The 13134-nt window shown below is 71.8% G+C and carries 12 protein-coding genes; 6 read left to right on the top strand and 6 right to left on the bottom strand.

What is annotated here, in order from left to right:
• Positions 1–325 (bottom strand): FadR/GntR family transcriptional regulator (locus tag ACFU7D_RS24480; RefSeq protein WP_378872224.1); only part of this gene is annotated, 325 nt, incomplete at its 3' end.
• Positions 322–1443: a mandelate racemase/muconate lactonizing enzyme family protein gene (locus ACFU7D_RS24485; RefSeq protein ID WP_378872226.1), complete on the bottom strand. Its 1122-nt coding sequence runs from the start codon at positions 1441–1443 to the stop codon at positions 322–324. The genes ACFU7D_RS24485 and ACFU7D_RS24480, both read right to left, overlap by 4 nt.
• Positions 1444–1519: 76 nt before the next feature.
• Here ACFU7D_RS24485 and ACFU7D_RS24490 point away from each other — a divergent pair, with 76 nt between their 5' ends.
• From ACFU7D_RS24490 to ACFU7D_RS24500, 3 genes are all read left to right on the top strand, one after another.
• Entirely contained in the window at positions 1520–2752 is a 1233-nt protein-coding gene (locus tag ACFU7D_RS24490; RefSeq protein ID WP_378872228.1) for an alpha-hydroxy acid oxidase, read from the top strand.
• Between the two features lie 35 nt (positions 2753–2787).
• Complete coding sequence (locus ACFU7D_RS24495) at positions 2788–4185, top strand: FAD-binding oxidoreductase (protein ID WP_378872230.1); 1398 nt, start codon at positions 2788–2790, stop codon at positions 4183–4185.
• A gap of 68 nt (positions 4186–4253) precedes the next feature.
• Positions 4254–5234 carry an NAD-dependent epimerase/dehydratase family protein gene (locus tag ACFU7D_RS24500; RefSeq protein WP_378872232.1) on the top strand — a complete coding sequence of 327 codons (981 nt, stop codon included), beginning with the start codon at positions 4254–4256 and terminating at the stop codon, positions 5232–5234.
• Here ACFU7D_RS24500 and araA read toward each other — a convergent pair.
• The 4 genes from araA to ACFU7D_RS24520 all read right to left on the bottom strand — a co-directional run bounded on the left by araA (position 5222) and on the right by ACFU7D_RS24520 (position 10580).
• A complete protein-coding gene (gene araA, locus ACFU7D_RS24505) occupies positions 5222–6748 on the bottom strand; it encodes an L-arabinose isomerase (protein WP_378872234.1) in 1527 nt (508 codons plus the stop codon). The two genes, ACFU7D_RS24500 and araA, sit on opposite strands and share 13 nt — an antisense overlap.
• 45 nt (positions 6749–6793) lie before the next feature.
• Positions 6794–7483 carry an L-ribulose-5-phosphate 4-epimerase gene (locus tag ACFU7D_RS24510; protein ID WP_378872237.1) on the bottom strand — a complete coding sequence of 230 codons (690 nt, stop codon included), beginning with the start codon at positions 7481–7483 and terminating at the stop codon, positions 6794–6796.
• Positions 7483–9117, bottom strand: coding sequence for a xylulokinase (locus ACFU7D_RS24515; protein ID WP_378872240.1), 1635 nt, complete (start codon positions 9115–9117; stop codon positions 7483–7485). The genes ACFU7D_RS24510 and ACFU7D_RS24515 overlap by 1 nt, the downstream gene beginning before the upstream one ends.
• A gap of 446 nt (positions 9118–9563) precedes the next feature.
• Positions 9564–10580, bottom strand: a complete 1017-nt coding sequence (locus tag ACFU7D_RS24520; RefSeq protein ID WP_378872243.1) for a LacI family DNA-binding transcriptional regulator — start codon at positions 10578–10580, stop codon at positions 9564–9566.
• A gap of 101 nt (positions 10581–10681) precedes the next feature.
• Between ACFU7D_RS24520 and ACFU7D_RS24525 the strand changes: the two genes are divergently transcribed.
• The 3 genes from ACFU7D_RS24525 to ACFU7D_RS24535 form a co-directional block, all read left to right on the top strand.
• The gene (locus ACFU7D_RS24525; RefSeq protein ID WP_378872246.1) at positions 10682–11017 is read left to right on the top strand and encodes a hypothetical protein; all 336 of its coding nucleotides are present in this window, start codon (positions 10682–10684) and stop codon (positions 11015–11017) included.
• A gap of 59 nt (positions 11018–11076) precedes the next feature.
• Positions 11077–12021 (top strand): SDR family oxidoreductase, encoded by a 945-nt coding sequence (locus ACFU7D_RS24530; RefSeq protein ID WP_378872249.1) that lies wholly within the window; start codon positions 11077–11079, stop codon positions 12019–12021.
• A 34-nt stretch (positions 12022–12055) separates the two neighbouring features.
• The coding region (locus ACFU7D_RS24535; RefSeq protein ID WP_378872252.1) for a TetR/AcrR family transcriptional regulator at positions 12056–13134 on the top strand (1079 nt) is incomplete at its 3' end.

A 13134-nucleotide genomic window follows, 5' to 3' on the forward strand; every position in this document is an offset into this window, starting at 1 on the left:
GGGCCGCCGCCTCACACTCCACGCCGAGCCGGAAGTCGACCATGTCGAGCACGTCGTGCTGCGTACGGATCGCGGAGGACTCCAGCGCGAACGGCGACGGCGCCGGGACCGCCAGGACGAACGAGCCGCGACCCTGGAAGGTCTCGACCAGACCCTCGGCGCGCAGCCGGGTGACCGCCTCGCGCGCCACCGTCCGCGACACCCCGTACGTCCCGACCAGGTCGGACTCCGAGGGCAGCTTCTCACCCGGCGCGAGGTCTCCGGCGAGGATCTGGTCCTTGATCCCGGAGACGACGCGATCGGCGAGCCCGGCGCTAACTGTCATGCCGAGAACTTAGCCGTCTCCACGGTGTGCTTGCGCATCTGGTCGCTGAGCGTGAAGCCGAGACCCGGGCGGTCCGGGACCCACATCTGGCCGTCGTGGATGTCGATGCGCTCCTCGAAGAGCGGGTTGAGCCACTCGAAGTGCTCCACCCACGGCTCGGTCGGGTAGGCCGCGGCGAGGTGCAGGTGGATCTCCATCGCGTAGTGCGGCGCGAGCGCCAGACCGGCGTGGGCGGCGAGGGTGGCGAACTTCAGGAACGGGGTGATCCCACCGATGCGCGGCGCGTCGGGCTGCACGATGCCGCGGTAGCCGGCGTCGATCAGCGCCATGTGCTCGGGCACCGAGGTCAGCATCTCGCCGGTCGCAATCGGGGTGTCGAACGTACGCGACAGGTCGGCGTGGCCGACGGCGTCCCAGGCGTCGAGCGGCTCCTCGATCCAGATCAGGTCGAACTGCTCGAGCTCGCGGCACATCCGGCGGGCGCGGGCGCGGTCCCACTGCTGGTTGGCGTCGACCATCAGCGGGGTGTCGCCGAGGTGCTCACGCATCGCGGCGACGCGACGCAGGTCCTCGGCCCAGTCGGGCTGGCCGACCTTGATCTTGATGCCGCCGATCCCGGCCTCCAGCGACGCGGTCGCCTTCTCCTTGATCTCCTCGACGCTCGCCTGGAGGAAGCCGCCGGAGGTGTTGTAGACGCGGCAGGAGTCGCGGTGGGCGCCGAGGAGCTTGGCCAGCGGCAGGCCGGCGCGGCGGGCCTTGAGGTCGTAGAGCGCCACGTCGAGAGCGGCCACGGCCTGGGTCGCCACGCCGCTGCGGCCGACGGAGGCGCCGGCCCACATCAGCGACTCGTAGATCTTGGCGATGTCGGAGGGGTCCTGGCCGATGGCGACCTGGGCGATCTCCTTGAGGTGGGCGTACTGCGCCGGGCCACCGGCGCGCTTGGAGTAGCTGAACCCCATGCCCTCGAAGCCCTGCTCGGTGGTCACCTCGACGAAGAGCAGCACGGTCTCGGTGAGCGGCTTCTGCCGCCCGGTGAGCACCTTGGCATCACTGACCGGGTTCTCGAGCGGGAGGACGACGTGGGAGAGGGTCAGTGACGTGATGCGGTCGGCGGCCATGGCGGGATGCTCCTCGATGGGCTAAGTTGTATGACAAGTTCAGAACTTATCCGATGAGTGGTGAGGAGTCCAGAGCGTGCAGTATTCCCCGACCGTCAGACAAGTCCCCCGCTGGCGCGATCTGGCGCCGTTCCTGCGGCCGCGCCCGTTCCGCTGGCGGGCGGCCGACCGGCGGCTGGCCCGCTGTCTCAGCGTCGACGACCTCGAGCGGGCCGCCCGGCGACGGGTGCCGACGGCGGTCTGGGACTACGTCTACGGCGGCTCGGACGGCGAGCACGCGATGCACCGGAACCGAGCGGCCTTCGACCGCGTCGAGCTGCGGCCCACGGCCTTCGGCCAGGTGGGCGAGCCGGAGGTGCGTACGTCGATCCTGGGTCGGCCCGCGGCGGCACCCATCGTGCTGGCGCCGACCGGCTACACCCGGCTCAGCCACCACACCGGCGAGCGAGCGGTCGCCGCGGCGGCGGCCGCGGCGGGTCTCCCCTACACGCTCTCGACGTACGCGACGACCTCGATCACCGACGTCGCCCACGCGGCGCCGCAGGGACGCAACTGGTTCCAGGTCTATCTGATGAAGGACCGCGCGGTGACGCTCGACCACATCGCCGAGGCGGCCTCGCAGGGCTATGAGGCACTGATGCTGACCATCGACACGACCGTGACCGGGATGAAGCGCAAGGACAAGCTCAACGGGTTCGCGATCCCGCCCCAGCTGAGCCTGCGTACGTTCGCGGGCATGGCCCGCCACCCCGGGTGGGTCGCCGACATCCTGACCACCGAGCCGCTGCGGTTCGCGACCTTCCCCGAGGGGTCGCACTACGGCCGGTGGGGCATGTCCAACGAGCTGCGCGAGCAGGCGATCCGGCCCTCGGACATCGGCTGGCTCAAGGAGCACTGGGACGGCCCGGTGGTGGTCAAGGGTGTGCTCTCGGTCGCCGACGCGGTCGCTTGTGCCGAGGCCGGCGCCGACGCCGTGGTGGTGTCCAACCACGGCGGCCGTCAGCTCGACCGCGCCCCGGTTCCACTGGAGCTGCTGCCGGCCGTGGTCGACGCGGTCGGCGACCGGGCCGAGGTCTACGTCGACTCCGGCGTCCGATCCGGCGGCGACATCGCGGCCGCGCTCGGACTCGGGGCACGCGGCGTGGTGATCGGCCGCCCCTATCTCTACGGCCTGATGGTCGCCGGGCAGCAGGGGGTCGACGCCACCTTGACGCTGCTGGTCGAGGAGCTGCGCCGGGCGATGTGCCTGCTCGGCACCCCCGACATCGCCGCGATCGGCCCCGAGCACGTACGCCTGCGGTCGGCATGACCGCGCCCGCCTCCCTCACAGACCCAAGGAGAACCGTGACCGACCTCGTCCACGACCTGCGAGCCGCGCTCGGGGAGAGCGCAGTGCTGACCGATCCGGCCGACATGGCGGCGTACGTCACCGACTGGACCGGCAGCTTCACCGGCAGCGCCCTCGCGGTCGTGCGCCCGGCCTCGACCGCCGAGGTCGCGACGGCGGTCCGGCTGTGCGCGGAGGCGGGCGTCGGGGTCGTCCCGCAGGGCGGCAACACCGGCCTCGTCGGCGGCGGTGTGCCCGACTCCGGCAGCGACCAGATCGTGCTCTCGCTCGGCCGGATGCGGCGGGTCCGGGAGGTCGACCCGGTCGCCGACACGCTCGCCGTCGAGGCCGGAACGCCCTTGGCGACCGTGCAGGAGGCTGCCGCGGCCGCCGGGCGGCTCTTCCCGCTCTCGCTCGGCTCGGAGGGCTCGTGCACCATCGGCGGCACGATCGCGACCAACGCCGGCGGCACCGCGGTGCTGCGCTACGGGATGATGCGCGAGCTGGTGCTCGGGCTCGAGGTGGTGCTCCCCGACGGCCGCGTCTGGGACGGGCTGCGACCGCTGCGCAAGGACAACACCGGCTACGACCTCAAGCAGCTCTTCATCGGCTCCGAGGGCACGCTCGGCGTCGTCACCGCGGCCGTGCTGCGGCTGCTGCCCGCGACACCGCGCCGGGCGACCGCCTTCGTCGCGCTCGAGTCGGTCGAGGCCGCGACCGAGCTGCTTCCCCTGCTCCGCGAGCACGGTGGCGGTCAGCTGACCACGTGGGAGCTCCTCGGCCGCCAGGCCGTCGACCTGGTCCTCGCCCACCTGCCCGGCGTGCGCGACCCGTTCGCGGAGCGGCACGAGTGGTACGGGCTCGTCGAGCTCGCCGGCACCTCCGCGGACGTGGACGAGCGCCTCGAGTCGGCCCTCGGGGCCGCCGCTTCGCAGGGCCTTCTCCTCGATGCCGTGATCGCCGGCAGCCCGGCCCAGCGCGAGTCGCTGTGGGCGCTGCGCGAAGGCGTATCGGAGGCGCAGAAGAGCGAGGGCGCCACCCTCAAGCACGACGTCACCCTGCCGATCACGTCCCTGTCCCGGTTCGTCGCCGAGGTCGGCCCCGGGCTGCTCGCCGCGCTGCCGGGGCTGCGGCTGGTGACGTACGGACACATCGGGGACGGCAACCTGCACTACAACATCTCCGCGCCGGTCGGCGACGACGCGGCGCTGAAGCGGGACGCTCCCACCCTGACCCGGATCGTCTACGACGCCGTCACCGCGCTCGGCGGCAGCATCTCCGCCGAGCACGGGATCGGCGCGCTCAAGCGGGATGCGGCGGCGGCGTACAAGACGGGTGTCGAGGTCGACCTCCTGCGTGCCGTCAAGCGGGCGATCGACCCCGACGGGGTGATGAACCCTCGCAAGGTGCTGTGAGTCAGAGCAGCGCTCTGCCTGAAGCAGAATCGCTTGCCGCGCGGCGTTCGCGGTGATTGCGTGTCCTCATGCGAATCCTGGTGCTCGGCGGCACAGTCTTCCTCTCCCGCGCAGTGGCGGAGTCGGCAGTACGTAGCGGTCACGAGGTGGTCTGCGCAGCGCGCGGCCGGTCGGGGACCGTCCCGGAGGGCGCGGAGCTCGTGCCGTGGGACCGCACCGAGACACCTCCCTCCGCCCTGACGGCTGCGAAGTTCGACGCGGTCGTCGACGTGGCCCGGATCCCCTCGTGGGTTCGCTCTGCCGTCGCCGCCTTCAGCGAGGCCCACTGGGTCTTCGTCTCGACCATCAGCGTGTACGCCGACCACGGCACCCCCGGAGGCACGCCGGACTCACTCCCTGTCCTCGCTCCGGCGACGGACGACGTCGAGGGTGACGACCCCGATGCGTACGGCTCGATGAAGGTCGCCTGCGAGGAGCTCGTCCGCGCGGGTGCGGCCTCAGCCACCGTCGTCCGCCCCGGCCTGATCGTGGGCCCAGGGGACCCCAGCGGCCGGTTCTCCTACTGGCCGCGGCGCCTGAAGGCCGGCGGCGAGATCCTCGCTCCCGGCTCGCCCGACGACAGCGCCCAGGTCATCGACGTACGCGACCTGGCGGACTGGATCCTCCGCTGCGCCACCAACCGGGTGGATGGCACCTTCGACGCCACCGGTCCGTCGATGCCGATCAGCACCCTGCTGACCGAGACCGCGAGCGGCGTCGGCACCACCCCGGCCTGGAGCTGGCTCCCTCAGGACTTCCTCCAGGCCAACGACGTCGACCCCTGGTCAGGCGCCGGCTCGATCCCGCTGTGGCTCCCCCGCCCCGAGTACGACGGGATGCTCGCCCACGACACCACCTCGGCGATGGCAGCCGGCCTCACCACGCGCCCGATCGCCGAGACCGCCCGAGACTCCCTCGCCTGGCTGGAGGCCACCCCCGATGCGTACGTCACCGGCATCTCGCCGACCCGCGAGGCCGAGCTCCTCGACGTGTGGCGTCAGAGCCCCTGAGCGACCCGGTAGAACACCTGGTTCCAGCGCACCTGGTCGGCGAAGCCGCGACGGGTGGTGGACTCGTCGATGACCAGCAGCTCGGTGCGAGCGATGTTGGCGAAGACCTCGAAGGCCTCGATCCCGGCGGCGGTCGACATCACCGTGTGGTGCGCGCCGCCGGCGGTCAGCCAGGCCTCGGCCGAGGTCGCGAAGTCGGGGCGCGGGGCCCAGACGGCGCGCGCGACCGGCAGGTTGGGCAGCGCCTGCGTCGGGGGGACGACGTCGACCACGTTGGCGGTCAGCCGGAAGCGGTCGCGCATGTCGGCCAGCGAGACGACCACGGCACCCTCGCCAGGATCGGCGTCGAAGACCATCCGGACCGGGTCCTCGCGGTCGCCGATGCCGAGCGGGTGGATCTCGACGCGCGGGGTGGAGGTCGTCAGCGAGGGGCAGACCTCGAGCATGTGGGCACCGAGGATGACCTCCGCGCCCGGGGTGAGGTCGTAGGTGTAGTCCTCCATCAGGGAGGCGCCACCGGGGAGCCCCTCCCCCATCACCTTCGCGGCCCGCACCAGCACCGCGGTCTTCCAGTCGCCCTCGGCACCGAAGCCGTAGCCCTTGCTCATCAGCCGCTGCACGGCGATGCCGGGGAGCTGGCGCAGGCCACCGAGGTCCTCGAAGTTGGTGGTGAACGCCTTCGCGTCCCGCTCCACCAGGAACGCCTCCATGGCGATCTCCTGGCGGGCGGCGTAGCGCAGCGAGTCGTGACGCTCGCCGCCACGGCGGAGCTCGGGGACGACGTCGTAGAGGTCCTCGTACTCGGCGACGAGCACGTCCACGGCGGCCTCGTCCACGGCCTCGACGGCGGCCACCAGGTCGTTGACGCCCCAGGTGTTGACCGAGACACCGAAGCGGAGCTCGGCCTCGGTCTTGTCGCCCTCGGTGACCGCGACGTTGCGCATGTTGTCGCCGAAACGGACCAGGTTGAGCCCGTGGGTGGCGGCCCAGCCGGCGGCGCCGCGGACCCAGGTGCCGACGCGGCGGGTGACCGCCGGGTTGGAGACGTGCCCGACGACGGTGGTGCGGGCGACGCCGAGGCGGGTGGCGATGTAGGCGTACTCCCGGTCGCCGTGCGCGGCCTGGTTGAGGTTCATGAAGTCCATGTCGATCTCCGACCAGGGGAGCTCGACGTTGGCCTGGGTGTGCAGGTGCAGGAGCGGCTTCTGCAGCGCGTCCAAGCCGGCGATCCACATCTTGGCCGGGCTGAAGGTGTGCATCCAGGTGATCACGCCGAGGACGTTGTCATCGGAGTTGGCCTCGAGCATCGCCCGGCGGATGGCCGCCGAGTCCTTCAGGACGGGCTTCCACACGACCTTCGCCGGTACGTCGCCGGAGGCGTCCAGAGCACGGGCGACCTCCTGGGACTGCTCGGCGACCTGGCGAAGGGTCTCCTCGCCGTAAAGGTCCTGGCTGCCGGTGAAGAACCAGACCTCGCGGTCGCCATAGGGTTTCGGCGCTGTGGGGTTGCTCATGTGGGGGTCCTTCCAGTGCTGGGTGTGGTTCGAGGACGGCGCAGCTCAGTGCTGGCCGTAGACGTTCTGGTAGCGGTCGTAGAGCGCGTCGACGTGATGAGGGTCGATCGGGAGCGGCTGGCCGAGCTGGCGCGCGATGTGCACCGTGCGGGCGACCTCCTCGCACATCACCGCGGCCTTGACCGCGGCGCGACCGTCCTTGCCGATGGTGAACGGGCCGTGGTTCCGCATCAGCACCGCCGGGCTGCGCGACTCGCGCAGCGTCTCGACGATGCCGTGCCCGATCGAGTCGTCGCCGATGATCGCGAACGGTCCGACCGGGACCGGACCGCCGAACTCGTCGGCCATCATCGTCAGCACGCAGGGGATCTCCTCCCCGCGCGCCGCCCAGGCGGTGGCGTAGGTGGAGTGGGTGTGGACCACTCCCCCGACCTCGGGCATGTTGGCATAGACGTACGCATGGGCGGCCGTGTCCGAGGACGGCGACCGCTCACCCTCGACGAGGTTGCCGGCCAGGTCGCACACGACCATCGCTTCGGCGGCGATGTCCTCGTAGGCGACACCGGAGGGCTTGATGACCAGCAGGTCCTCCCCGTCCGGGTTGGGCACCCGCTCGGAGACGTTGCCAGCGGTCCACACGACCAGCTCCCAACGGGGCAGCTCGGCGTGCAGCGCGGCGACGCGCTCCTTGGCGGCGTCGACGGCGGTGCGAAGCGCGGCAGGTACGCCGGTCATCACTGGTCTCCTTCTGCTGCGGTTCCTGCGGTGGGGGCGATCGCGGCCACGGCGGCGCGCTCGATGTCCAGGCCGGCCTCGTAGCGCTCGAGGTAGGTCCTGAAGCCGACCAGGTCGGCGGCGTCCGGCTCGACGACCTCGAGGTCGATGTCGCCGAAGACGCGCTCGGCGAGGTAGGCGCTCAGGCCGAGGTCGTCCTCGCCATCTGCCGCCCGGGCGTACGCAGCCAGGACCGCGATCCCCCAGGCGCCGCCCTCGCCCGCGGTGCGGCCGACCGCGACCGGGGCGCCGATGGCCGCGGCGAGCAGCCGCTGGGCGACGCCCGCGGTGCGGAACAGGCCACCGTGGGCGAACATCGCGTCGATCTCGACGCCCTGGTCGGCGAGGACGCGCATGCCGAGGGCGAGGGTGCCGAAGACGCCGTAGACCTGGGCGCGCGCGAACCCGGCGAGGTCGAGGCGGCTGCCGGGGGTGCGTACGAACAGCGGGCGGCCCTCGTCGAGGCCGGTGATGGGCTCGCCGGCCAGGTAGTTGTAGGCCAACAGCCCGCCGCCGTCGGGCGAGCCCTTCAGGGCCGCGGTGAGCAGGGCTCCGAAGACGGCGTCGGGCTCGCAGGGGTGACCGAGCGCGGCCGCGAACTCGCCGAAGACCCCGGCCCAGGCGTCGAGCTCGCTGGCGCCGTTGTTGCAGTGCACCATCGCGACCGGGTCGCCGGCCGGGGTGGTGACGATGTCGATGGCGTGGTGGACGGTCCTCAGCGGGGCCTCGAGGACGACCATCGCGAAGATCGAGGTGCCGGCGCTGACGTTCCCGGTGCGCTTGGCCACGGAGTTGGTGGCGACCATCCCGGTGCCGGCGTCGCCCTCGGGCGGACACAGCAGGATGCCTGCGTGGAGCGTGCCTGTCGGGTCGAGCAGCGCGGCACCCTCCTCGGTGAGCCGGCCGGCGGCGGCGCCTGCCGGGAGGACCTGCGGGAGCAGCCCCTCGACCCGCAGACCGGGGCGCTTGGCGGCGGCCAGATGACCGAGCTGCTCGAGCATCCGCTGGTCGTAGGTTCCGGTGGCCGGGTCGATGGGGAAGACGCCGGAGGCGTCGCCGACACCGAGCACGTGGTGTCCGGTGAGCACGCGGTGGACGTAGCCCGCGAGCGTGGTCAGCGAGGCGATCTTCGGCAGGTGGGGCTCGTCGTCGAGGATGGCCTGGTAGAGATGGGCGACCGACCAGCGCAACGGGATGTTGGTGCCGAAGAGCTCCGACAGCTCGGCGGCTGCGACGGCGGTGTTGGTGTTGCGCCAGGTGCGGAACGGCACCAGCAGCTCACCGGCCTCGTCGAAGGCGAGGTAGCCGTGCATCATCGCCGAGACCCCGATCGACCCGAAGGTGTCCGGACGACGGCCGTAGCGGCGCTCGACCTCGTCACCGAGGGCGGCGACGGCAGCCTGTACGCCTGCCCAGACCGCCTCGAGCGAGTAGGTCCACAGGCCGTCGACGAGCTCGTTCTCCCACAGATGGGAGCCGGTGGCGACGGTCGCGTGGTCGGGCCCGATCAGGCACGCCTTGATGGTGGTGGAGCCCAGCTCGATGCCGAGCGCGGTCTCTCCGAGGTCAGGCAGGCGGCCTGTTCGCTGCGTCATCACGGCTCCGTTTCTGCCCGACGGCTCGGGGTGGGGTTCGAGGCGATGTGAACGCTAACATATGACGGGCGGGTTACCTCTGTGTTCCCTGTACAGCTCTGCCGAGACGTCAGCCCCGTCGGACGACACGTCAGCCCCGTCGGACGACACGTCAGCCCCATCGGACGACACGTCAGCCCCATCGGACGACACGTCAGCCCCATCGGACGACACGTCAGCCCCGTCGGACGACACGTCAGCCCCGTCGGACGAGTTGGCACCGCGGTGCCATCTCGGCCGACCTACCTGACGCCTCGACCGACCAGGCGACACCTCGGCCGACGTACGTGACGTTTCGGCCGACCTACCTGACGCCTCGGCCGACCTACCTGACCTCTCGACCAACCCGGGCGACGTCTCAACCGACCCACGTGACGCCTCGGCCGACGTACGTGACGCCTCGGCTGTTAGCTGGGCTTCGCGTCAGCGGAGGCCCGGACCACCAGCTCCGGCTGGAGCAGCGCAGGTGTTTCGACGGTGCCCTCGGCGATGGCCTTCGTGGCCACCTCGACCGCGAGCTCACCGAGCGAGGCGAAGTCCTGTCGGACGGTGGTCAGCGGCGGCCAGAGGTAGGCGGCGTCGGGGACGTCGTCGAAGCCGACGACGCTCACGTCCTGGGGGACCCGGCGGCCGGCCTCGTGCAGCGCCCGGATCACCCCGAGGGCCATCGAGTCGTTGGCGGCGAAGACCGCGGTGACCGAGGCGTCCCGGGCGATCACGGCCCCGGCCTCGTAACCGCTCCTGCTCGACCAGTCACCGAAGATCTCGGGCCCCGGTCGCGCGCCGGCCTCCCGGAGTGCGGCCAGCCACCCCTCCCGGCGCTGCCGGGCGTCGATCCAGCCGACCGGACCGGCGACGTGGGCGATGTTGCGGTGGCCGAGGTCCAGCAGGTACTGCGTGGCCAGCACGGCCCCGGCGTGCTGGTCGATCCCCACCGAGCGCACCCCCTCCGGCGGGTCGCTGTGGATCATCACGACCTCGACCACGGACGCGAGCTGGCCGACCAGGTCCTCGAACGACTGGTGCGATACGCCGAGGAGCACGGCCTCGACCGCGTCGTCGAGGAGCGCCTCGATCGCGCGCTCCGCCGAGGTCGCCTCGAGGTGTGGCACCGGGCTCAGGATGACGTCGTAGCCGGCCTTCTGACCGGCCTGGTGCACCGAGGCGGCCAGCGTGCCCGGCCCGTAGAGGTGCGGCTGGGAGTAGAGCAGACCCAGGCGTCCGGAGCGCCGCGTCACCAGTGCCCGCGCCGACTTGTTGCGTCGATAGCCCATCTCGTCGATCGCGGCCAGCACCCGGTCGCGGGTCTCGCCGCGTACGGCATCGGAGCCGTTGACCACCCGAGACACGGTCTGGTGCGAGACCCCTGCCCGGGCCGCGACATCTGCCATGCTCGGCGCGTTCTTCGACTCAGGCGGGACCATGCTGTGATCCTAAGAGGCATCCGCGTCCCCGTCTCGCAGCGGCCTGCCGCCGACGCCGACTCCGCACCGGATCTTGTGTCGAGTCGCTAGCCTCACCTGGCGTGCCTCAACTCATTCGTTCCACGGTCCGAACGGCGGCGCGCTTCGCGGCCGGGGCCCTGCTGGTCAACGCGATCCCGCACACGGTCATGGGCGTGACCGGGCAGCGGTTCCCGACGCCGTTCGCGAACCCGCCCGGGGTCGGCCCCTCCTCCCCCACCGAGAACGTCGCCTGGGGAGCCGTCAACCTCGCCGCCGGCAGCGCGCTGCTCGCAGCCGGCTCCCGCACGAAGGGCTCCAAGGTCCCGCTGGTCGCCGGCGGCGCACTGATGGCGCTCTTCCTCTCCCGCTACTTCGGCGACGTGGAGGCCAGGCTGGGATCGAGAGACCCTGGATAGATCCTCGACACCCTCGGAGGATGGATCCGACCCCGGATCCACCAACGAGGAGCAGACCGATGCCACGTCGACCCATCGACATCACGATCCCCGACCTGTCCGGCAAGCGAGCCCTGGTGACGGGGGCGAGCGACGGGATGGGGCTGGTGATGGCGACGCGGCTGGCGGCTGCGGGGGCGGAGGTGGTGCTGCCCGTACGCAACCCCAGCAAGGGCGAGAAGGCGCTGGCCACGATCCGCGGGCACGTCCCGGAGGCCGAGATCTCGCTGCGCGACCTCGACCTCTCCTCGCTGTCGTCGGTGGCGGCGCTCGCCGAGACGCTGCTGGGCGAGGACCAGCCGTTCCACGTGATGATCAACAACGCCGGCGTGATGACGCCGCCGGAGCGGCAGACGACCGCCGACGGGTTCGAGCTCCAGCTCGGCACCAACCATCTCGGCCACTTCGCGCTCGTCGCCCGGATCCTGCCGCTGCTGCGAGCCGGGCGGGCCCGGGTGACGTCCCAGGTGAGCGTGGCCGCGCGGCGCGGCACCGTGAACTGGGAGGACCCCAGCTGGGAGCACGACTACGACGCCATGAAGGCCTACAGCCAGTCCAAGATCGCCGTCGGTCTGTTCGGGTTGGAGCTGGACCGGCGCAGCCGCGCCGCCGGCTGGGGAATCACCAGCAACCTCTCCCACCCCGGCGTCGCGCCGACCAACCTGCTGGCCGCACGACCCGAGATCGGACGTACGACCGACACCCTCTCCGTACGCATGATCCGCTGGCTCTCCGCCCGCGGGATCCTCCTGGGCACCCCCGAGACCGCCGCCCTTCCCGCGCTGCTGGCCGCGACCTCGCCCGAGGCGACCGGTGGCCGGATGTACGGCCCCAGCGGGCCCGGGCACCTCGGTGGCGCGCCCGCCGAGCAGGCGCTCTACCGGCCACTGGCCGGCCCCGAGGACGCGGCCAGGCTCTGGGAGGTCTCCGAGAGGCTCACCCGCACCGCGCTCCCGACCAGCTGACCGGCGTACGACTCCGGCATGGTTGACTCGGCGCGTGAGCACGCGACCGCGCAACCGGCGCCAGCTGATCGTCGAGGCGGCGGGCAAGGTCTTCAGCGAGCGTGGCTACCACGCCGCGTCGATGGAGCAGATCGCCGCTGACGTCGGGATCACGGCGGCGGCCCTCTACCGGCACTTCCCCGGCAAGTACGACCTGTTCCGCGATTGCGCCAACCTGCTCATCGACCACCTGCTCGGGGCGGTGTCCGACCTTCCCGACGACGCGGATCTCGAGCGGGTGCTGCGCACGATCGCCGAGCTCACCGTCGACCACCGCAGCTATGGCGGCATCTACCGCTGGGAGTCGCGCTATCTGGTCACCGAGGACCTCCAGGAGATCCGGGTCAAGGTCGACCGGGTCGTCCGGCGGGTCGTGGCGGCGGCCGGTGGCGCCCCGGACCCGTCCGCCGACGACCGCCTCCGGGCCGTCGCGGCACTGGGAGCGATCGGCTCGATCACCACCCATCACGCCACCATGGCCAGGCGCCGCCTGGTCGACCTGCTGACCGAGGTCGGCATCCGGGTCATCGGCACCGACCTCGCGGCGCTCCCACGGACCGACCCGTCGCGGGTGCAACCGGTCGAGGAACCACCCGCCTCCCGCACCCGCAGCGCCGAGATCCTCGCCGCTGCGATCCCGCTCTTCGCGCGCGACGGTTTCGCGAACGTCACCCTCGGGCACATCGCCGAGGTCGTCGGGGTGGCGCCGTCGGCGCTCTACCGGCACTACCCGAGCAAGGTCGACATCCTCGCGGCGGCGTGCCTGCAGGCGGCGACGATGCTCGACCAGTCGGTCCGCGAGGCCCTGCGCGATCCTGGTGACGCGACCGGCGCGGTCGCGGCCCTGGCTCGGGCGTACGTCGGCTACAGCTTCCGCCACCACCTGCTCACCCAGGTCGGCACGGCCGAGATCGCCGGGCTCCCCGAGCCGCTGCGTACCCAGCTGATCCGGGCACAGCGGGAGCACGTCGCCCTCTGGGAGGACCACCTGGTCGCCGCACGGGACGACCTGGACCCGCGCGCGGCCTGGGTCGAGGTCCATGCCGGACGCGGGGTGGTCGCCGCGTCCGGCCG

Origin of the sequence: Nocardioides sp. NPDC057577, from assembly GCF_042801335.1 — a bacterium.
Taxonomy (GTDB): domain Bacteria; phylum Actinomycetota; class Actinomycetes; order Propionibacteriales; family Nocardioidaceae; genus Nocardioides.

Coding starts and splice junctions, on each gene's coding strand:
- ACFU7D_RS24485 (WP_378872226.1), bottom strand. CDS start 1,443: ATGGCCGCCGACCGCATCACGTCACTGACCCTCTCCCACGTCGTCCTC.
- ACFU7D_RS24500 (WP_378872232.1), top strand. CDS start 4,254: ATGCGAATCCTGGTGCTCGGCGGCACAGTCTTCCTCTCCCGCGCAGTG.
- araA (WP_378872234.1), bottom strand. CDS start 6,748: ATGAGCAACCCCACAGCGCCGAAACCCTATGGCGACCGCGAGGTCTGG.
- ACFU7D_RS24510 (WP_378872237.1), bottom strand. CDS start 7,483: ATGACCGGCGTACCTGCCGCGCTTCGCACCGCCGTCGACGCCGCCAAG.
- ACFU7D_RS24515 (WP_378872240.1), bottom strand. CDS start 9,117: ATGACGCAGCGAACAGGCCGCCTGCCTGACCTCGGAGAGACCGCGCTC.
- ACFU7D_RS24520 (WP_378872243.1), bottom strand. CDS start 10,580: ATGGTCCCGCCTGAGTCGAAGAACGCGCCGAGCATGGCAGATGTCGCG.
- ACFU7D_RS24530 (WP_378872249.1), top strand. CDS start 11,077: ATGCCACGTCGACCCATCGACATCACGATCCCCGACCTGTCCGGCAAG.